We start from the raw sequence: 19,783 nt of genomic DNA on the forward strand, positions 1-19,783 counted from the left end.
ACGCGCCCACCCCCGGCCTCAGTCGCTGTGGGTGCGCGCGGACAGGGACTCCGCGAAGGCGAGCAGACCGGCGACCGCGTCGGCTCCGTCAGCCGCCGCGGACACCCGCAGCGAGAAGTCGTCGGAGGCGAGCACGCCGGTGTAGCCGTGGTCGGCATCGCAGTTCGGGTCGTTGCAGCCGGCGGGCTCGAGGTCGACGCGGCTCACCCCGCCCCAGCCGATGGTCATCACGGCCTCGGCCGGCGTGCTCGGGCCGGAGGTCGGGTTGGCGATCATCCGGGTGACGACGACGGACTTCACGGCGTTCAGCCGGATCGCCTCGGTGGAGGTCGAGGTGTACGGCTCGGGCAGCAGGTCGTCGCCCTCGTGCTCGTCGGTGTGCGCGAGGATCAGCCGGGTCGGCGTGAGCACGACCACCGACAGGTGGCGGCGCACCTCGTCGCGGTCGAACGTCGGCTCGTGGTGCACGAAGAACCCCACGACCTGCTCGCCGGCCACCGCGCCCGCGACACCGTCGGCCACGACCTCCGGGTAGTAACCGGTGCGGTCGATGGCCTCCCGGAGCTCGGCGCCCCGGTCGTGGTCCTCGCTGATCCTGCTGCGCATGTGTGCAGTCTGACACGCACCACCGACCGGAATCCGGCCGGGATCAGTTCGGGATCAGTTCGGGAGCGTGTCGCCGATCGGTGTCGGCATCCGGCGCACGAACCAGTCGGACCGCGGGTCGGCCACCGGGTCGACCCGTGCCGCGGCGGTCAGGACCGTGGCGCCCTCGGCTCCGGCGAGCACCAGGCCGAGCTCCAGGGAGCTGATCTGGGGCAGGTCGTTCTGCAGCTGGGCCACCCGGTTGATCAGCCGCTCGATCTCGGCGACGTCGACGACCTCGCTGCCGCGGTAGCCGAACAGCATCGGCGACGACTTGATCTCGCGGACCATCGAGGCGGCGTCGCGCTCCCCCAGCGGCGGGATCCGGTAGGCCCGGTCGGCGAGCAGCTCGGTCAGCGGTCCGGCGATCCCGAACGACACCACGGGGCCGAACAGCGGGTCCTCGATGCTGCGGATCGCGATCGGGACGCCCGGCTTGGCGTTCTTCTGCACGACGAAGCCGGCCCGCTCGGGCTCGGAGATCACCGCGTTGAGCGAGGTCCACGCCTGCCGCATCTCGGCCGGTTGGTACAGGTTGCGGCGTACGTGCGCGAGGTCGGGCCGCTCCCGCAGGTGCTCGGCGGTCGCCTTGAGCACGACGTCCCAGCCGAGCGCCTCGCCGGCCGCGATCGCCTCCTCGACGGTCGCGACCTTGCGGGTCTGCCACAGCTCGATCTCGTAGGCGCCGAGCAGCGCGGTCAGCGACTCGAGGTCGACCTCCGCGCCCTCGGGGAACTTCTTGAGCAGCTCGTTGACGATCCGCTTCGCGCCCGCGGCGTCCGCCTTCACGGGGTTCGCGGGGCTCCCGCCCGGGGTGCGCAGCCAGACGGCGTACTCCACGACCCGGGCGAGCGCGCGGACCGCCGCCTCCACGCCGGGGTACGACGGCACCGAGCCGCGGCCGGCCGTCGAGCCGGCGACGTCGGGCACGCGCAGCAGCTCGGGAACGCCCTCCGCGCCGAGGAACGACGACACGAGCGGCTTGTCGGACTGCTCGCCGACCGCGGCGAGGACGTTCGCGACGTCCTCGCCGGACACGTTGATCGGCGGCACGTAGACCGCGACGACCGAGTCGATCTCGGGGTCGTCGATCGCCGCGTCGAGAGCGTCCTCGAAGTCGTCGGCGCTGGCGTCCGCGCCGAGCGCGATCGCCTTGTTCACGACCAGCCCCACCGCGGCGGCGGCGTCAGCGGCGAGCAGGCCGAGCGCGTCGGAGTTCCCGACGATCGCGACCCGGCGCCCGCGCGGCAGCGGCTGGTGCGCCAGCAGCTGGGCGACGTCGAACATCTCGTCGAGCGTGTCGACCTGGATCACCCCGGCCTGGCGGAACATCGCGTCGACGGCCGCAGGCGGCGCGACGATCTTGCGCACCGCGTGGCCCATCGGCACGCCCTGGGTCGTGCGGCCCGACCGGACCGCGATGATCGGCTTGCGCTGGGAGACCCGGCGCGCGATGCGGGAGAACTTGCGGGGGTTACCGATCGACTCGAGGTAGAGCAGCACGACCTCGGTGGAGTCGTCCTCCTCCCAGTACTGCAGCAGGTCGTTGCCCGACACATCGGCGCGGTTGCCGGCGCTGACGAACGTCGAGAGGCCGAGACCCCGGTTGTAGACCTTCTCCAGGATCGCGGTGCCCAGCGCACCGGACTGGCAGAAGAACCCGGCGCGGCCGCGCGGCGGCATCAGCGGCGACAGCGACGCGTTCAGCGACACGCTGCCCGAGGTGTTGATGATGCCGAGCGCGTTCGGCCCGATCAGTCGCAGGCCGTACGACCGCGACAGCCCGACCAGCTTGCGCTGCCGGACCCGGCCCTCCTCGCCGGTCTCCGCGAAGCCCGAGGAGATCACGACCAGCCCGTGCACGCCCTTCGCGGCGCAGTCGAGCACCACGTCCTGCACGGCGTCCGCGGGCACCGCGACGATCGCCACGTCGACGTCGTCGGGGATGTCCGCGACCGTCTTGTACGTCGGCAGCCCGGACACCGCGTGTGACGTCGGGTTGACGGCGTACACCCGGCCGGTGAAGTCGCCGGTGACCAGGTTGCGCACGAGCGCCTGGCCGATGGTCTCCTGGCGGCGGCTGGCGCCGATGACCGCGACCGAGCGCGGGTTGAAGAACTTCTCGATCGATGCCGACTCCGCCTTGTGCTCGCGGTTCATCATCAGGCCGATGGCGGTGTCCGTCGGGTCGATGGAGAACTCCAGCTGGAGCACGCCCTCCTCGTACTCGCTCACCACGCGGTAGCCGGCGTCGCGGAACGTCTGGATCATCCGCGAGTTGTCGGGCAGCACCTCGGCGACGAACCGCTCCACGCCGCGCTCGCGGCCCGCCTGGGCCAGGTGCTCGAGGAGCAGCTGCCCGATGCCGCGGCCCTGGTGCTGGTCCTCGACGAGGAACGCGACCTCCGCCTCGCCGGGCCGGACGACGTCGTACCGCCCGACCGCGATGATCCGCTGCTGCAGGGTGAGCACGAAGGCGACCCGCTCGACGTGGTCGACGTTGAGGAACCGCGCCAGGTCCCGCTCGGACAGCCGGGGCATCGGCGAGAAGAACCGGTAGTACTTCGACTGGTCCGACACGCGGGCGTAGAACTCGACGAAGACGTCGTGGTCCTCGGGCCGGATGGGGCGGATGTGGGCGGTGCGGCCGTCCCGGAGCAGGACGTCGGCCTCCCAGTGCTGCGGGGGTGCCTGCACCGTCGGCGCGTCCTGGGGGTCGGTCACGCGGGAAATCTATCGCGCTTCGGTCCCAGCGGCGTGGCCCTGCCCGTTCCGTCGGACCCGGTTGAGAGAATCCTCGGCATGGCTCGCGGCAAGACGAAGCAGGACCTCCCCGACGACTTCGAGGAGCACATCCTCGACACCGACATCAAGCAGGAGATGGAGTCGTCGTTCCTCGAGTACGCCTACTCCGTCATCTACTCCCGGGCGCTCCCCGACGCCCGCGACGGGTTGAAGCCGGTGCAGCGCCGGATCCTGTACACGATGAACGACATGCGCCTGTTCCCCGACCGGGGGCACGTGAAGAGCGCCCGCGTCGTCGGTGAGGTCATGGGTCGGCTCCACCCGCACGGCGACGGCGCGATCTACGACGCGATGGTCCGGATGGCGCAGCCGTGGTCGATGCGGCTGCCGTTCATCGACGGCCACGGGAACTTCGGCTCGCCCGACGACTCCCCCGCCGCGATGCGGTACACCGAGGCCCGGATGGCCCCGGCCGCCGTCGCGATGACCGCCTCGATCGACGAGGACACCGTCGACTTCAAGCCCAACTACGACAGCCGCGAGACCGAGCCCTCGGTGCTGCCCGCCGCGATCCCCAACCTGGTCGTCAACGGCACCACCGGCATCGCGGTCGGCATGGCGACCAACTGCGCCCCGCACAACCTGGTCGAGGTGGTCCAGGCGCTGCGGCACCTGGTCACGCACCCGAAGGCCGGCCTCGACGACCTGATGCGGTTCATCCCCGGCCCGGACCTCCCGACCGGCGGCAAGATCGTCGGCCTCGAGGGCATCCGCGACGCCTACGAGACCGGCCGCGGCACGTTCCGGATGCGCGCGACCGCGCGCGTCGAGAGCATCAACAACCGCCGCAAGGGCATCGTCGTGACCGAGCTGCCCTACGGCGTCGGCACCGAGAAGGTCATCGAGCGGATCAAGACCCTGGTCCAGGGCAAGAAGCTCCAGGGCATCTCCGACATCAAGGACCTCACCGACCGCGAGAACGGCCTGCGCCTGGTCATCGAGGTCAAGAACGGCTTCGTCCCCGAGGCGCTCCTCGAGCAGCTCTACAAGCTGACCCCGATGGAGGACACGTTCGGCATCAACGCCGTCGCCCTCGTCGACGGCCAGCCGCGCACGCTGAGCCTCAAGGAGATGCTGGAGGTCTTCCTCGGCCACCGCTTCGACGTCGTACGCCGCCGCTCGCAGTACCGCCGCACCAAGGCCGCCGACCGGCTGCACCTCGTCGCCGGCCTCCTGATCGCGATCCTCGACATCGACGAGGTCATCCAGGTGATCCGGTCCAGCGACAACGCGGGGGCCGCCAAGGAGCGGCTCATCGAGATCTTCGAGCTGAGCGAGGTCCAGGCCGAGTACATCCTCGACATGGCGCTGCGCCGGCTCACGAAGTTCTCGCGCATCGAGCTGGAGAAGGAGAAGTCCGAGCTCGAGCGGATCATCGAGGAGCTCGACGCGATCCTGTCCGACGAGAAGCTGCTGCGGAAGGTCGTGTCCGACGAGCTCGCCGAGGTCGCCAAGACGTTCGGTACGCCGCGCCGCACGGTGCTGCTCGAGTCCGCGGGCACCGCCGTCACCTCGGCCGCCGTACCCCTCGAGGTCGCGGACGACCCCTGCTACGCCTACCTCTCCTCCAGCGGCCTGCTGGCCCGCTCGGCCAACGCGGAGCGTCCCGGCCAGGGCGGCGGCCGCGCCAACCACGACGTGGTCGTGTCCGCGGTCCGCGCGACCGCGCGCGGCGAGGTCGGCGGGCTCACCAGCGCCGGCCGGCTGGTCAAGATCGGCGTGCTGGAGCTGCCGCAGCTGCCCGACACCGCCAACGACCCGCACCTCGCGGGCGGCCTGCCGGTGAGCGAGATCCTCGCGCTGGAGCCCGGCGAGCGGCTGCTCGCGCTCTGCACCCTCGCGACCGAGGGCCCCGGCATCGCGCTCGGCACCCGCCAGGGCACGGTCAAGCGGGTCAACCCCGAGGTCCTCGGCAAGGACGAGTGGGAGGTGATCCGGCTCGCGGACGGCGACGAGGTCGTCGGCGCGATCGAGCTGACCACCGGCTCCGAGAGCCTGTGCTTCCTCACCTCCGACGCCCAGCTGCTGCACTTCGGCGCCGACGGCGTCCGCCCCCAGGGGCGCTTGGGCGGCGGCATCGCCGGCGTCCGCGTCGCGTCCGGCGAGCGGGTCGTGTGGTTCGGCGCGATCGACCCGAACGCGCCCGAGGGCTCGGTCGTGGTCACCGCCTCCGGCTCGTCGACCGCGCTGCCGGGCACCGAGCCCGGCGCGGTGAAGGTCACGCCGTTCTCGGAGTACCCGTCGAAGGGCCGCGCCACCGGCGGCGTCCGCTGCCACCGGTTCCTCAAGGGCGAGGACGCCCTGGTCTTCGCCTGGGCCGGAACGGCCCCCGCGCGGGCCGCGGCGTCCAGCGGCGCGCCCATCGAGCTGCCCGAGGCGAACGGCCGGCGCGACGGCTCCGGCATCCCTGGCAGCCAGCCGATCGTGGCCTGCGCCGGGCCGGTCGCCCTCCGCGTCGGTGTGGAAGGGTGACGTCCGTGCGCACTCGGAACGCCCTCGCGGCGACTGCCCTCGTCGTCCTCTCGGTGACCGGCTGCAGCGGCGACGACCCGTCGTCGGGCGGCGACGGCGATGACCCGACCGCGGTGCTCGCCGAGGCGAAGACGAACCTCGACGAGACGTCCGGCGTCCACCTGACCCTCGCGACCGACGACCTGCCCGACGGCGTGACGGGTGTGACCGGCGCCGACGGGATCGGCACCCACGCCCCGGCGTTCGACGGCACGATCACCGTCGCGCTCTCCGGCCAGCCGTTCGAGGTTCCGGTCGTCGCGGTCGACGGCACGGTCTACGCCCAGCTCCCGCTCACCACGGGCTGGCAGGACATCGACCCGGCGGAGTACGGCGCTCCCGACCCCGCGGAACTGATGAACCCCGATGCCGGCTTCTCGACGCTGCTCACGGAGACGACCGACGTCGAGGAGGGCGAGAGCGTCCGCGGCGGCGAGAACAACTCCGAGGTGCTCACCGAGTACACCGGCACGGTCGCCGGCGACGTGGTCGCGAACATCATCCCCACGGCGTCCGGCGACTTCGACGCGTCGTACACGATCTCCGACGACAGCGAGCTCCGCGAGGTCAGCCTGACCGGCGTCTTCTACGAGGACTCCGAGTCGATGACGTACACCGTGACGTTCGACGACTACGGCACCGAGAAGGACATCACCGCCCCATGACCGGCTCGCCGCGGGTGCTGCTCGGTCTCGCGGCGGTCGCCGTGGCGTTCGCGGCGGCGGACACCTACGTCGTCGTCCTCGCGCTGCCGGACATGATGGCGAGCTCCGGGATCCCCGTCGACCAGCTCCAGCGGGCCGCGCCGATCGTCTCCGGCTTCCTGCTCGGGTACGTCGCGATGCTCCCGCTGATCGGCCGCATCGCGGACCTGCGCGGGCGGGTGCCGGTGCTGGTCGCCGCGCTGGTCGTGTTCGCGATCGGCTCGCTGGTGACCGCGCTCGCCTACGACATGACCACGATGGTCGTCGGCCGCTTCCTCCAGGGCCTCGGCGGCGGCGGGCTGGTCCCGGCCACGCTCGCGCTGGTCGCCGACCTCTACCCCGTCCAGCGCCGCGGCGTGCCTCTCGGCATCGTCTCGGCGGTCCAGGAGCTCGGCAGCGTCGTCGGCCCGCTCTTCGGCGCGCTGATCCTGTCGGTCGCCGACTGGCGGGTGATCTTCCTGGTCAACCTCGTCGTCGGCGTCGTCCTCGCCATCGCGTTGTCGCGGTGGTCGAGCAGCGAGCGCCGGCGCGCGTATCGAGACCTCGACTGGCTCTCCCTCCTGCTCGCCCTCGTCGCGCTGGTGACCGGCGTGCTGGTCTGCGTCGAGCCCTCCGGGATGATGCGCGACCTCACCTGGGGCCAGCTGTTCATCCCGGTCACCGGTGACAGCCGCTGGCTGACCCCGCTCGGCCTCACTGCGATCGGGGCAGCCGCGCTGCTCGCGGTCCGCTGCTGCACCGCGAGGCGACCGCTGTTCGACGTCCGGGCGTGGATCGGCACCCTGCGCGAGGCCGACGTGCTCGGCGCGCTGCTGCTCGCGCTGGCCCTGTCCGGCGTGATCCTGGCGTTCGCGACCGCCGACCCCAAGATCCAGGTGTTCTCCGACCAGGGGCTCTGGTACCTCCTCGGCGGCGCGCTGGCCGCCCTCGCGTTCGCGGTGCACGTACGCCGCTCCCCCGCGCCGCTCGTCCCGGCGGGCGCGTTGCGGCGTACCCCCGCCTGGGGCGCGATGCTGGTCAGCTTCTTCATCGGTGCCGCGCTGATCGCGGCCCTCATCGACATCCCGCTGTTCGCCCGCACCACCGTCTACCCCGGCTCGCAGCTGATGGCGGCGCTGGTGCTGGTGCGCTTCCTGGTCGCGCTGCCGGTCGGCGCGGTGCTCGGCGGCTACCTGACCCGCACGCTGCCCGCCGGCGTCGTCACGGCGCTGGGGATGGCGTGCGCGGCGGTCGGGTTCCTCTGGATGGCGACGTGGGGGCTGGAGGCGCTCGAGAGCCCGGTGGCGACGCTGCCGCTGGTGATCTGCGGCTTCGGCTTCGGCCTGGCGCTCGCGCCGGTCAATGCCGCCGTCCTCGCCAGCACCGGCGACGACGTGCACGGCCTGGCCAGCGCGTTCGTCGTCGTGTCGCGCATGGTCGGCATGCTGGTCGGCATCTCCGCGCTCACGACGATCGGGCTGCGCCGGTACTACGCCGAGCAGGCCGACCTGCCGCCCGCCCGCGAGGTCTGCGGTGGCGACACCCGGTGCCAGGAGTTCACCGAGCTGCTCAAGGTCGCGGGCATCGCCCAGGAGCACACCGTGTTCACCGGCGCGGCAGTTTGCGCCGTGATCGCCGGCCTCCTGGCCCTGGTGCTCTTCCGCGGCGCCGGCACCCGCGCCGTGTCGACGGGTGAGCTGCTACGCATGGGCGGCTGAGGGCTGGGGGTCTCGACACGCCGGTCGCGGCCTCGTGCCTCGGTCGCGCGTCTCGCTCGACCACCATCACCGAAGCCGCTGGCGCGTCTCCGCTAGCCTCGGCCCGTGGCTGACTTCGACGACCTGCTGACGGCGAACCGCGAGTTCGCCTCGTCCTTCGACCTCTCGGGATTCGACGGCGTCGCGCACGCCGGTGTCGCGATCGTGACGTGCATGGACTCCCGGATCGACCCGCTCGGCATGCTCGGCCTGAAGCCCGGCGACGCCAAGATCTTCCGCAACCCCGGTGGCCGGATCACCCCGCAGGCGCTCGAGGCGCTGGTGCTGGGTGCGCACCTGCTGAACGTCGAGCGGATCCTCGTCGTGCCGCACACCCGGTGCGCGGTGGCCTCGAACACCGAGGCCGAGCTGCGGGAGCGGGTCGCCGCCTCGGCCGGCCGCGACGCCTCGTGGCAGCCCTTCCACGTCGTCTCCGACCAGGCCTCCGCCCTCGCCGAGGACGTCCAGAAGGTCCGCTCCCACCCGTTGATCCCCGACACCGTCAAGGTCGGCGGCTTCATCTACGACGTCGACACGGGACTGCTCGAGCAGCTCGTCTGACCGTCTCCCCCTGCTGGGCCGGGACCGCTCAGGACATCCGCCGACCTGCCGATGAGGACCTCGGACCTCTCTCAATCAGGCAGGAAGTGCAGGACCGCATGGCCGACTACAACGTGCTGACCCACTCCGACATGGTCAGCGTCGGACGCGGCGTCTACCGCGGCAGCTCGGTGCGCCCGCCCGAGCACCACTTCATCGAGGCCACGATGATCGAGCTCACCACGAACCAGAGCTACGAGTTCGCCGGTATCGTCCCCGCGTGGGGCGACCGCGAGCCCCTGTACATCTTCACCTCGAACCTGGTGCTGCGGAACAAGGCCGACCGGGACTGACGTCGTCGGTGCACTGACGGGGTCTCGTACACGCTCGACCACCATCAGCCGGTCCGCTGGGGCGTCCCGGCTAGGCGTCCAGCGCCTCGACGTCGACCTCGTAGGCGCCCTGCACGATGAACTCCTTGCGCGGCGCGACGTCGGAGCCCATCAGGAGCTCGAAGACGTTCGCGGCGGCGTCGGCGTCGTCGACGGTGATCCGGCGCAGCGTGCGGTGGCGCGGGTCCATGGTCGTCTCGGCCAGCTGGTCGGCGTCCATCTCACCGAGGCCCTTGTAGCGCTGGACCGGGTCCTTCCACTTCACGTTCTTCTTCTTGAGCTCGGCCAGCTTCCGCTGCAGCTCGTCGTCGGAGTACGTGTAGACGTACTTCTCCTGGCCCTTCTTCGGGTTGGAGATCTCGATGCGGTGCAGCGGCGGCACGGCGGAGTAAACCCGGCCCTCCTGCAGCAGCTCGGGCATGTACTTGTAGAACAGCGTCGCCAGCAGGCAGCGGATGTGCGCGCCGTCGGAGTCCGCGTCGGCCATGAAGATGATCCGGCCGTAGCGGCGGGCCTCGAGGTCGAACGTGCGGCCGGAGCCGGCGCCGACGACCTGGATGATCGAGGCGCACTCGGCGTTCTTCAGCATGTCGCCGACCGACGCCTTCTGGACGTTCAGGATCTTGCCGCGGATCGGCAGCAGCGCCTGGAACTCGGAGTTGCGCGCCAGCTTGGCCGTGCCGAGCGCCGAGTCGCCCTCGACGATGAACAGCTCGGTGCGCTCGTTGTCGTTCGCGCGGCAGTCGGCGAGCTTCGAGGGCAGCGCCGACGACTCCAGCGCGTTCTTCCGCCGCTGCGTCTCCTTGTGCGTGCGCGCCGCGATCCGGGTCTTGGCCGCGCCGGCGACCTTCTCCATGACCAGCTTGGCCTGCGCCTTCTCGGTGCGCTTGGTGGAGGTCAGGAACTTCTTCAGCTCCGCGGCCACGACCTTGCGTACGACGCTGCGCGCGGCCGGGGTCCCGAGGATCTCCTTGGTCTGGCCCTCGAACTGCGGCTCGGCCAGCCGGACCGTGACCACGCCGGTCAGGCCCTCCAGCACGTCGTCCTTGATGACGTCGTCGTCGTTGACCTTGAGGACCTTCGCGGCCTTCATCGCGTCGTTGAACGTGCGGGTCATCGCCTGCTCGAAGCCGCTGACGTGGGTGCCACCCTTCGGGGTGGCGATCACGTTCACGAACGAGCGGGTCGTGGTGTCGTAGCCGGTGCCCCAGCGCACGGCCACGTCGACGACCAGCTCGCGCTCGACCTCCTGGGGCGTCATGTGGCCCTTGTCGTCGAGCAGCGGGACGGTCTCGGTGAACGTGTCGCTGCCCTGCAGCCGCAGGATCTCGGTGACCGCCTCGTCGGGCGCCAGGAAGTCGGTGAACTCGGCGATGCCGCCGTCGTGACGGAACTTCTCCTCGACCGGCACCTCGCCGCGCAGGTCGCGGATCACCAGCTCCAGGCCGGGCACGATGAACGACGTCTGCCGGGCGCGGCCGATCAGGCCGTCGAACTCGAACTGGGCGTCCTTGGTGAAGATCCGGCGGTCCGGCCAGAACCGCACGCGGGTGCCGGACCTGCCCTTGGCGACCCGGCCACCCTTGCGGGTGAGGCCGGACTTCGGCTCGAACGGCGCGTCCGGGCCCTCGGCGGAGAACACGCCCGGGGTGCCGTGACGGAACGAGAGGCCCTGCTGGGCCGGCGAGCGGTCGACGTCGATGTCCATCCGCGCCGACAGCGCGTTCACGACCGACAGCCCGACACCGTGCAGGCCACCGGTGGCGACGTACGAACCGCCGCCGAACTTGCCGCCCGCGTGCAGCTTGGTCGCCACCACCTCGACGCCCGGGAGCCCGGTCTTGGGCTCCTTGTCGGTCGGGATGCCGCGGCCGTCGTCGTGCACCTCGGCGGAGCCGTCGGCGTGCAGCGTGACCTCGACCCGGTGGGCGGAGCCCGCCAGCGCCTCGTCCACGCCGTTGTCGATGATCTCCCAGAGGCAGTGCATGAGGCCGCGGGTGTCGGTGGAGCCGATGTACATCCCGGGACGCTTGCGCACCGCCTCCAGTCCCTCGAGGACGAGGAGGTGCGCTGCGTTGTACGTGTTGTCGATCGTGGGGCTCCTGGCTCTGCCCAGTTCTGGGGAAATCCGGTCTGGGGACAATCCGGCGGGTGTCTCAGGGACGAATCTACCTGCGACACGCCGGACGCCGATGAAGGCACGCCTGCCGACGTGCAGGGCTACCGTGGGCACCACTTCCCCGAGCAGCACCCGCGCAGCGCCAGCAGCAGACCAGCAGTTCGCTTCACCTGGGTGGCACGTCACGATGTGGAAACGATCGTTCCTCGGGTCGACCGATTCGCAACGCGACGCACCTCCTCGGCGTCACACTCGGTAGTGATCGTGTTTCTTCCCACAGCAGGTCTTGAAAAGCATGGATTCCTGCCGATGAGGGAAAGCAGTACATGATTGGATGACGTGGTCAGGACCACGTGACGGCGGGAATCTTGGAGACCCTCGCTACGTTGAGCCAGACACCGAACGCAGAAGAAGAATTGAGGCCGATGTGACCACTGCAGTTGCCCCCAGCACCGCCGCGCTGAGCGCCGCGGATCGCTGTGACCGTTGCGGAGCCCAGGCCTACCTTCGCGTGGAGCTCCAGTCCGGTGGTGAGCTGCTGTTCTGCGCCCACCACGCCCGTGAGCACGGCGACAAGCTCAAGGAGATCGCCGCCCACGTGATCGACGAGACCCACAAGCTCTCCAGCAACCCGGCCAGCGCCTCCGACTCGGAGCACTGAGCCCCAGACCTACCCAGAACGGCCCCGGACACTGTCCGGGGCCGTTCTGCATCTAGGGTGCAGCCGTGACCGCCACCGAGATCCTCGTCGCCGTGGTGATCGCCGTCGGCCTCGTCGGGATCCTGGTGCCGGTGCTGCCCGGGTCCGTGCTGGTCGTCGGCGGCATCCTGGTCTGGGCGATCGACGTGGGCGGCGCCACCGCCTGGTCGGTGTTCGCCGCCGCCACCGTGATCGTCGCGGCCGGCGCCGTCGTCAAGTACGTCGTCCCCGGCCGCCGGCTCCAGGTGGCCGGCATCCCCGCGACCACGCAGTGGTTCGGGGTGCTGCTCGGCGTGATCGGCTTCTTCGTGGTGCCGGTGATCGGGCTGCTGATCGGCTTCGTGCTCGGCATCTACCTGGCCGAGCTCGCCCGGGTCGGCTCGAAGGACGCCTGGCCCTCGACCGTGCACTCCCTCAAGGCGGTCGGCCTCTCCATCGTGATCGAGCTGCTGGCCGCGATCGCCGCCACCTGGGTCTGGGTCTTCGGAGTGCTCGCGACGTGACGCTGCTGCTATCCCTGTTCGCGGCGGCGTCGTACGGGCTCGGGGACTTCAACGGCGGCCTCTTCTCCCGCCGCGGCGGCGCCTGGGCGGTCTCGCTGGTCGCCCAGATCGGCGGCACCGTCCTGGTCCTGCTGGTCGCCCTCGTCGACGGCGGCTCCCCCACCGCTGCCGACCTCGGCTGGGCGGCCGTCGCCGGCGTCGCGAACGGCTTCGGTACGGCGTTCCTGTACCGCGGGCTCGCCTCGGGGCGGATGGGCGTGGTCGCGCCGGTCTCGGGCGTCGGCGCGGTCATCGTCCCCGTGCTCGTCGGGCTCACCGCCGGCGAGCGCCCGGGCGCGCTGGTCTGGGTCGGGGTGCTCCTCGCGCTGCCCGCGATCTGGCTGGTCTCGCGCGAGCCGGTCGACGGCCCGGCGGTCGGCGCCGGCTCGGGCCTGACCGACGGCATCCTGGCCGGGCTCGGCTTCGGCACCCTGTTCGCCGCGTTGGCGCAGATCGACGAGAGCGCCGGGTTCCTGCCCCTGGCGCTGAACCAGGCGATCGCCGGCGTGGCGATCATCGCGGTCGCGATGACCCTGCGCGAGAGCTGGGTGCCACGCAACCGGTACGCGCTCGGCGGGCTGATCAGCGGTGCGCTCGGATCCCTCGCGACCGGCCTGTTCCAGGTCGCCACCCAGCACGGCTACCTCACGGTGGCCGCGGTCATCACGTCGCTGTACCCGGCGTTCACGGTGCTGCTCGCCGCCCTCGTGCTGCGCGAGCACGTCCACCGCACGCAGGCCTACGGGCTGGCGCTCTGCGCAGGCGCGGTGGTCCTGGTCGCGGCGGGCTAGGCGGGGTCGTACCCGAGGACCTGGAAGTCGCGGCGGTACATCTCGGCGACCGCCGCGCGCAGCTCGTCGGAGTACGTCGCGGGAGCGCTGGTGGTGTTGCGCGGCTTGACGGGCGCGGCCGGGAGGCCGAGCCGATCGCAGACCATCGCGAAGTCGGCGTCGAACGTCTCGAGCCGGCCGAGCAGGTCGACCTGGGACAGGTCGATCAGCCGGGTCTGGAGGGCGAGGTGGACGTCGCCCTCGCGCGGATCGTCGAGATCCTGGGTGGCCGTCCACTCGGCGAACGTCTCGACGCGCTCGCGCATCCGGGACAGCGTGGCGTCGTCGAAGCCGAAGTAGTTGTTGTTGACGACCTTGTCCTGCCACGCCGAGACGAACCTCGGGAGCGGGTGCCGGACGAACGCGAACTTCAGGTAGTCGCCGAAGACCGCCGTCGGATACCGCATGTTCTGGGCGTGGTGCACGTCGAGCTCGATGTCGTGCTCGGCGAAGTAGCCCAGGATCGAGCGGGATGCGACCTTGGCCACCCGGAACCAGACGAACCGGTGCGCGTGGCTGATCGTGAGGCTGTAGCCGAGCGGCGACAGCTCACCGGACCGCTCGCTGGGTCGGCTGAGCTGCCGCAGCGCCTGCCGCGACTCCCGCGTGAGCCGGTACCGGTTCTCGGGGGTGGTCCGGAAGACGTCAGCGGAGACCGCGGGCCGCTCCAATCGGTCCAGCCTCAGTCGAGGTAGTCGCGGAGGACCTGCGAGCGCGACGGGTGCCGCAGCTTCGACATCGTCTTCGACTCGATCTGGCGGATCCGCTCGCGGGTCACGCCGTACACCTTGCCGATCTCGTCCAGGGTCTTCGGCTGGCCGTCGGTCAGGCCGAAGCGCATGCTCACGACGCCCGCCTCGCGCTCGGAGAGCGTGTCGAGGACGGCGTGCAGCTGCTCCTGGAGGAGCGTGAACGACACGGCGTCAGCCGGGACGATCGCCTCGGAGTCCTCGATGAGGTCACCGAACTCGGAGTCGCCGTCCTCGCCGAGCGGGGTGTGCAGCGAGATCGGCTCGCGGCCGTACTTCTGGACCTCGATGACCTTCTCGGGGGTCATGTCGAGCTCCTTGGCCAGCTCCTCCGGGGTGGGCTCGCGGCCCAGGTCCTGGAGCATCTGGCGCTGGACGCGGGCCAGCTTGTTGATGACCTCGACCATGTGCACCGGGATGCGGATGGTGCGGGCCTGGTCGGCCATCGCGCGGGTGATCGCCTGACGGATCCACCAGGTGGCGTACGTCGAGAACTTGTAGCCCTTGGTGTAGTCGAACTTCTCGACCGCGCGGATCAGTCCGAGGTTGCCCTCCTGGATCAGGTCCAGGAACAGCATGCCGCGGCCGGTGTAGCGCTTGGCGAGGGAGACGACGAGGCGGAGGTTGGCCTCGAGCAGGTGGTTCTTCGCCCGGCGACCGTCCTCGGCGATCCACTCGAGCTCCTCGACGATCTTCGGCGAGAGCTTGCCGCCCTTGGCGAGCTTCTCCTCCGAGAACAGGCCGGCCTCGATCCGCTTGGCGAGCTCAACCTCCATCTCGGCGTTGAGGAGCGGGACCTTGCCGATCTGCTTGAGGTAGTCCTTGACCGGGTCGGCGGTCGCGCCGGCGACCATGACCTGCTGCGCCGGCTCGTCGGTCTCGTCGGCGGACGAGACGACGAACGACGACGTCGCCGTGGCCTCCTCCTCGTCCTCCTTGATGGAGGGGTCGGCGACGACGTCCTTCTCGAACTGCTCGTCGGAGATGTCCGGGAGGACCTTCTTGCCGTCGGGGCCGACCGCGGGAGCGGCGGGCGTCTCCTCGGCGGTCGCGGTCTTCTTCGCGGCGGCAGCCTTCTTGGCCGGCGCGGCGGCGGCCTTCTTGGCCGGCGCCTTCTTCGCGGCGGTGGCCGCGGTGGTGGTCTTGCGGGCCGACGTCGCGGCCACGGCCCGGGTGGTGACCGGGATCTGGACGGCGATGCCGAGCGAGCTCAGGTGGGCCAGCAGCGCCTTGAGATGACGCGGCTCTACGGCAGCGTCCTCACTGGCCTGGCGGACCTCCTCGGGGGTGATGCTGCCCGTGGGGGTGCCCCGATCGATCAGGGCCACAACGGCAGGGTGCGTGAGCACATCGGCAGGGAGCATCTTGCGCGCGTTCGAGGACACGAACACCTCTCGTGAAACGACAGTCGAACCAGTTCTTGGGCGCGGCCCGTCCCGGTGTCGTCAAGAGCCGCGGTTGTCATTCTGCCATGCACACCCTGAGATCTCGGCAATCGCCCCCACTTCGGGCCCCCGAGCTGAGAAGCCCCGTCGGCGAAGGCCGACGGGGCTCAGCGGTAACGCCTGCAGCGACAGGTCCTTGGGAGGGGAACACGACGCGCTCCGAGGGCTACCGCGCACGACGCTAGTACCAGTCCTCTTGTGACCGGTGAGTACGAACGAAGCGTTCACATACTGGTCTGGCCCACCGCCTCGGCCGGGCGGCGAGCCTGTGGGGAGCCGGCGCGGAAATGGAACAACCCCGCTGGAGTCTCGGGTCACCAGCGGGGTTGTTACGAGAAGCATGACAGAGGACGGGCCGTTTGGTCAGCGATTCGGCGATTTTGCTTTCGTTCCTGTCGCAGATCGGCCCGGGACTGCCGACTCCGTCACTCGAGAGGGTCACTCGAGAGGGTCACTCAAGAGCGTCACTCGGGCGGTTTCACTCCGTCGGGCGACTCGGCCTGGTACGACGCGAGCAGCTCGCGCTCGCGCTCCCTGCCCGGGAAGCGGGTCGCGACCAGGATCGCCCCGAGCGTGACCGCCACCAGCCCCGCGAGGTAGGCCCACTGGTCTCCGTCGAGGAACGCCGACTTGGCGGCGTCGGTGATCTGGGTGGCGTACTTGGGGTGCTGCTGGGCGACGGCGGCGGCGCTGTCGAACGACTTGGTGAGCGCCGCCTCGCTGCTCTGGGACACCTTGCTGGCGTCCGAGGAGTCCGCGATCTCCGCGCTGAAGGCCGACGCGTAGCCCGCCACCAGCAGGGCACCGAAGATGCTCTGCATGATCGCCCCGCCCAGGTCGCGCTGGAGGTCTGCGGTTCCCGACGCCATGCCGACCCGGCGTACCGGGACCGCCCCGGTGAGCGAGTGGGACGCCGGGGTGCCGGCGAAGCCGACGCCGGCGCCGACCAGGGCGTAGGCGAGGGCGACGTGCCAGTAGACGCTGTCCTCGTTCCAGACCAGCAGCATCGTGAGGAACCCGAGGAACACGAAGACGTAGCCGACGAGCAGCGTGAAGCGCGCGCCGTGCGACTCGACGAGCTTGGCCGAGCGCGGCGCGATCAGCACCATCATCACCGCGGCCGGGATGATCGACGTACCCGCCTCGAGCGTCGAGTAGCCGAGGACGTTCTGCAGGAACTGCTGGCCGATGAACATCGCACCCATCAACGAGCCGAAGACGATGATCCCGGCGAGTGCGGCGACCCAGAAGATGCGACGCGCCGCCACCTCCAGGTCGTACAGCGGATTGCTGGCCCGCCGCTGCCGCAGGAGGAACGCGATGCCGGCCGCCAGCACGACGACGCCCATCGCGACGAGCAGCGCCTTCGAGCCCGGCACTGCCGCGAAGTTGATGCCGATCACCAGGGCACCGATCGTCACGACCGACAGCACGCCGCCGATGTTGTCGACCGGCTCGGTGCCCTCGTTGACGTGCGAGGGCACGAACACGAGCGCCATCACCAGCGCGAGGACCGCCAGCGGCAGCGTCACGAGGAAGACCGAGCCCCACCAGAAGTGCTCGAGCAGGAACCCCGACATCAGCGGGCCGAGCGAGGAGATGGCGCCACCGAGCGCCGACCACAGCGCGATCGTCTTGGTGCGCCCGGGGCCCGACCACAGCGCCGCGATCAGGGCCAGGGTCGTCGGGTACGCCATGCCGGCCGAGACCCCACCGAAGATGCGCGCGCCGATCAGCACGGTGTCGTTGGGCGCGTATGCCGCGAGCAGGCAGGCGGGGATGGAGAGCGTGATGCCCAGGACCAGCATCAGCTTGCGTCCGTAGCGGTCGCCCACCGCGCCGAGGTACAGCACCGAGGCCGCCAGCCCCAGCGAGTAGCCGACCGCGACCAGGTTCAGCGACGTCTGCGAGGAGTCGAAGGCTGCGCCGATCGACGGCAGCGCGACGTTGGCGACGGCGAGATTCAGGTTGGCCACGGCGGCGCCCAGGATGAGCGCTGCCAGCACCATCCCGGCGCGTCTGGGCGCGGCTGATACAGGGGTCGCGGCAGGGTTCACGTTCGCACTGTGGTCCAGCCATGCGGACCTTCGCATCACGCCTTCTGGGTGATGTTGTGGCCATCCGCCGGTGACGGCCAGCTCTGTGCCTGGCCCTAGACCTAGCCCTAGACCTAGCCCTAGACCTGGGCCTTGGCTGCCGCCTTCTTCTCCTTCTTGTAGTCCCGCACCTTCTGGAGCGACGCGCCGTCGACGACGTCGGCGACCGAGCGGTACCCGTCCAGGGAGTAGTCCCCCACCGCCTTCTCCCAGCCGGCCGGACGTACGTCGAGCTGCTTGGCCACCAGCGCGACGAAGATCTGGGCCTTCTGCTTGCCGAAGCCCGGGAGCGCCTGCATCCGCTTCATCAGGTCGCGGCCGTCGGCCGCCTCTGTCCAGATCCGCTCGGCGTGGCCGTCGTACTCGTCGGCGACGATGCGGGCCAGCTCCTGCAGCCGCGCGGCCATCGAGCCCGGGAATCGGTGGATGGCCGGCGGGGTCGAGCAGAGTGCAGTGAACTCCTCGGGGTCCGCGGCCGCGATCCGCTCCGGGTCGAGGGTGCCGAACCGGTCGAGCACCTTCGCGGGTCCACGGAACGCGTGCTCCATCGGGTACTGCTGGTCGAGCATCATCCCGACCAGCAGGGCGAACGGGTCGTCGGTCAGGACCTGGTCGGCGGCGGCGTCGCCGGTGATGTGGATGGCCATGGTCACCAGCATGCCGGACACGTGGAGTAGACGAGATGGCCGGGAACCGGAACGGTCACGTGCGGCCTCGACGGTGCCGGGGACTGCGGGAAGCAGGAGCGAGGCCGGGACGTCAGTTGCCGACCCAGACGGGCGGGCGCTTCTCCGCGAATGCACGGGCTCCCTCGAGCGCGTCCTCCGAGGCGATCACCGGATCGGCGATCGCCGCCTGCTGCGAGAACGCGGCCGGGACGGGCCCGGTCTGGAGCTCGTCGACGATGCGACGGGTCGCTGCGACCGCCAACGGAGCGTTGGCGACGATCCTGGCTGCCAGGTCGAACGCCGCGCTCAGCGCAGTCCCGTCGGGCACCACTGTGTTGGTGAGACCGTGTCGATGGGCGTCCTCCGCCCCGAACGGGTCGCCGGTGAGGGCGTACTCCAGCGCCACGGCGGCCGGGATCCGCCGGGGCAACCGCAGCAGCCCGCCGGAGGAGGCGACCAGGCCGCGCTTGACCTCGGGCAGCCCGAACTGCGCGCTGGTCGCCACCACCATCAGGTCACAGGCGAGCGCGAGCTCGAGGCCCCCGGCCAGGGCCCAGCCCTCAACCGCCGCGATCAGCACCTTGGTGCGTGGCAGCGAGACCAGCCCGGCCAGTCCCCCGACCTCCAGGACCGGGTTCTCCCCGGCAGCGAACGCCTTCAGGTCCATCCCCGCGCAGAAGTGGCCGCCCGATCCGGTCAGGATGCCGACCCGGAGATCGTCGCGTGCCTCCAGCTCCTGCACGGCAGCCGCGACCGCCCGCGCGACGGCGAGGTCGATCGCGTTGCGCGCCTGCGGCCGGTCGAGCGTGATCGTGCGGACCGCGCCCACGTCCTCGACCAGCACCCCCGAGGTCATCGGGCTCCTCCCACCGTGGGCCCGAGGACGTGGTGGGTGACGATGGCACGAGCGGTGAGGTACGGGCCGATCTCGGCGCGCCACAGTCCGAACAGGTCGGAGCGGACGAAGCCCTCGGTGTGGGCCTCCACCGAGTCCCATCCGATCAACAGCACGTACGTCGTGGGGTCCTCGACCTGGTGCAGCGCCTGCGCCCAGCAGAAGCCGTCGGCTCGGGCGAGCACCTCGAAGCCACGCTGGAGTGCCTCCTCGAAGGCAGTCGCGTCGTCGGCCGCCACGGTCAGGGCGGCGTGTTCGACCACGCAGGATCGGTCGGCGAGCACAGGTACCTCCTCGGTCGTCACTGCAGCGCAGGCTCGGTTGCGGACTGGACCTGGTCTCGGGTGACGCCCGGCGCCAGCTCGACCAGCTTCAGCCCGTCGGGAGTGATGTCGATGACGCAGAG

The 19,783-nt window shown here is 70.7% G+C and carries 17 protein-coding genes; 8 read left to right on the plus strand and 9 right to left on the minus strand.

Going from position 1 to position 19,783, the window contains the following annotated elements; all coding sequences use genetic code 11:
- Positions 1-18: 18 nt before the first annotated feature.
- Complete coding sequence (locus MJ604_RS22470; protein ID WP_243060953.1) at positions 19-606, minus strand: DUF5998 family protein; 588 nt, start codon at positions 604-606, stop codon at positions 19-21.
- 54 nt (positions 607-660) lie between these two features.
- Positions 661-3,369: a bifunctional GNAT family N-acetyltransferase/acetate--CoA ligase family protein gene (locus MJ604_RS22475; RefSeq protein WP_243060954.1), complete on the minus strand. Its 2,709-nt coding sequence runs from the start codon at positions 3,367-3,369 to the stop codon at positions 661-663.
- Positions 3,370-3,447: 78 nt separating this feature from the next.
- Between MJ604_RS22475 and MJ604_RS22480 the strand changes: the two genes are divergently transcribed.
- The 5 genes from MJ604_RS22480 (at position 3,448) to MJ604_RS22500 (ending at position 9,294) form a co-directional block, all read left to right on the plus strand.
- Positions 3,448-5,922 (plus strand): DNA topoisomerase (ATP-hydrolyzing) subunit A, encoded by a 2,475-nt coding sequence (locus MJ604_RS22480; RefSeq protein WP_243060955.1) that lies wholly within the window; start codon positions 3,448-3,450, stop codon positions 5,920-5,922.
- A 5-nt stretch (positions 5,923-5,927) separates the two neighbouring features.
- Complete coding sequence (locus MJ604_RS22485; protein ID WP_243060956.1) at positions 5,928-6,626, plus strand: LppX_LprAFG lipoprotein; 699 nt, start codon at positions 5,928-5,930, stop codon at positions 6,624-6,626.
- The gene (locus MJ604_RS22490; RefSeq protein WP_243060957.1) at positions 6,623-8,362 is read left to right on the plus strand and encodes an MFS transporter; all 1,740 of its coding nucleotides are present in this window, start codon (positions 6,623-6,625) and stop codon (positions 8,360-8,362) included. The genes MJ604_RS22485 and MJ604_RS22490 overlap by 4 nt, the downstream gene beginning before the upstream one ends.
- Positions 8,363-8,467: 105 nt before the next feature.
- Positions 8,468-8,962, plus strand: coding sequence for a carbonic anhydrase (locus tag MJ604_RS22495; protein ID WP_243060958.1), 495 nt, complete (start codon positions 8,468-8,470; stop codon positions 8,960-8,962).
- A gap of 98 nt (positions 8,963-9,060) precedes the next feature.
- Positions 9,061-9,294 carry a hypothetical protein gene (locus MJ604_RS22500; RefSeq protein WP_243060959.1) on the plus strand — a complete coding sequence of 78 codons (234 nt, stop codon included), beginning with the start codon at positions 9,061-9,063 and terminating at the stop codon, positions 9,292-9,294.
- A 70-nt stretch (positions 9,295-9,364) separates the two neighbouring features.
- Here the strand turns inward: MJ604_RS22500 and MJ604_RS22505 are convergent, their stop codons facing one another.
- The gene (locus MJ604_RS22505; protein WP_243060969.1) at positions 9,365-11,461 is read right to left on the minus strand and encodes a type IIA DNA topoisomerase subunit B; all 2,097 of its coding nucleotides are present in this window, start codon (positions 11,459-11,461) and stop codon (positions 9,365-9,367) included.
- Between the two features lie 418 nt (positions 11,462-11,879).
- Between MJ604_RS22505 and MJ604_RS22510 the strand changes: the two genes are divergently transcribed.
- The 3 genes from MJ604_RS22510 (at position 11,880) to MJ604_RS22520 (ending at position 13,485) form a co-directional block, all read left to right on the plus strand.
- Positions 11,880-12,113, plus strand: a complete 234-nt coding sequence (locus MJ604_RS22510; RefSeq protein ID WP_243060960.1) for a hypothetical protein — start codon at positions 11,880-11,882, stop codon at positions 12,111-12,113.
- A 65-nt stretch (positions 12,114-12,178) separates the two neighbouring features.
- A complete protein-coding gene (locus MJ604_RS22515) occupies positions 12,179-12,655 on the plus strand; it encodes a DUF456 domain-containing protein (RefSeq protein ID WP_243060961.1) in 477 nt (158 codons plus the stop codon).
- Positions 12,652-13,485 carry a DMT family transporter gene (locus MJ604_RS22520; RefSeq protein WP_243060962.1) on the plus strand — a complete coding sequence of 278 codons (834 nt, stop codon included), beginning with the start codon at positions 12,652-12,654 and terminating at the stop codon, positions 13,483-13,485. The genes MJ604_RS22515 and MJ604_RS22520 overlap by 4 nt, the downstream gene beginning before the upstream one ends.
- On the opposite strand, the gene MJ604_RS22525 is transcribed toward MJ604_RS22520, so the two are convergent.
- From MJ604_RS22525 to MJ604_RS22550, 6 genes are all read right to left on the minus strand, one after another.
- Positions 13,482-14,195: a sulfotransferase family protein gene (locus MJ604_RS22525; RefSeq protein WP_243060963.1), complete on the minus strand. Its 714-nt coding sequence runs from the start codon at positions 14,193-14,195 to the stop codon at positions 13,482-13,484. The two genes, MJ604_RS22520 and MJ604_RS22525, sit on opposite strands and share 4 nt — an antisense overlap.
- Before the next feature lie 11 nt (positions 14,196-14,206).
- Entirely contained in the window at positions 14,207-15,637 is a 1,431-nt protein-coding gene (locus tag MJ604_RS22530) for an RNA polymerase sigma factor (RefSeq protein ID WP_243060970.1), read from the minus strand.
- 545 nt (positions 15,638-16,182) lie between these two features.
- Positions 16,183-17,811: an MFS transporter gene (locus MJ604_RS22535; protein WP_308194171.1), complete on the minus strand. Its 1,629-nt coding sequence runs from the start codon at positions 17,809-17,811 to the stop codon at positions 16,183-16,185.
- Positions 17,812-17,894: 83 nt separating this feature from the next.
- Positions 17,895-18,461, minus strand: coding sequence for an HhH-GPD-type base excision DNA repair protein (locus tag MJ604_RS22540; protein WP_243060965.1), 567 nt, complete (start codon positions 18,459-18,461; stop codon positions 17,895-17,897).
- Positions 18,462-18,573: 112 nt separating this feature from the next.
- On the minus strand, positions 18,574-19,338 hold the full coding sequence (locus tag MJ604_RS22545) for a crotonase/enoyl-CoA hydratase family protein (protein ID WP_243060966.1): 765 nt from the start codon (positions 19,336-19,338) through the stop codon (positions 18,574-18,576).
- Positions 19,335-19,661 carry an antibiotic biosynthesis monooxygenase family protein gene (locus tag MJ604_RS22550; RefSeq protein WP_243060967.1) on the minus strand — a complete coding sequence of 109 codons (327 nt, stop codon included), beginning with the start codon at positions 19,659-19,661 and terminating at the stop codon, positions 19,335-19,337. Before MJ604_RS22550 ends, MJ604_RS22545 begins: the two co-directional genes overlap by 4 nt.
- Positions 19,662-19,783: the final 122 nt, after the last annotated feature.

Source organism: Nocardioides sp. SR21 (assembly GCF_022761125.1).
GTDB lineage: Bacteria > Actinomycetota > Actinomycetes > Propionibacteriales > Nocardioidaceae > Nocardioides.

What these genes read in the sequence shown, in the direction of transcription:
- MJ604_RS22540 (WP_243060965.1), bottom strand. Translation starts at nt 18,461, where the DNA reads ATGGCCATCCACATCACCGGCGACGCCGCCGCCGACCAGGTCCTGACC.
- MJ604_RS22530 (WP_243060970.1), bottom strand. Translation starts at nt 15,637, where the DNA reads ATGCTCCCTGCCGATGTGCTCACGCACCCTGCCGTTGTGGCCCTGATC.
- MJ604_RS22500 (WP_243060959.1), top strand. Translation starts at nt 9,061, where the DNA reads ATGGCCGACTACAACGTGCTGACCCACTCCGACATGGTCAGCGTCGGA.
- MJ604_RS22545 (WP_243060966.1), bottom strand. Translation starts at nt 19,338, where the DNA reads ATGACCTCGGGGGTGCTGGTCGAGGACGTGGGCGCGGTCCGCACGATC.
- MJ604_RS22470 (WP_243060953.1), bottom strand. Translation starts at nt 606, where the DNA reads ATGCGCAGCAGGATCAGCGAGGACCACGACCGGGGCGCCGAGCTCCGG.
- MJ604_RS22480 (WP_243060955.1), top strand. Translation starts at nt 3,448, where the DNA reads ATGGCTCGCGGCAAGACGAAGCAGGACCTCCCCGACGACTTCGAGGAG.
- MJ604_RS22535 (WP_308194171.1), bottom strand. Translation starts at nt 17,811, where the DNA reads ATGCGAAGGTCCGCATGGCTGGACCACAGTGCGAACGTGAACCCTGCC.
- MJ604_RS22490 (WP_243060957.1), top strand. Translation starts at nt 6,623, where the DNA reads ATGACCGGCTCGCCGCGGGTGCTGCTCGGTCTCGCGGCGGTCGCCGTG.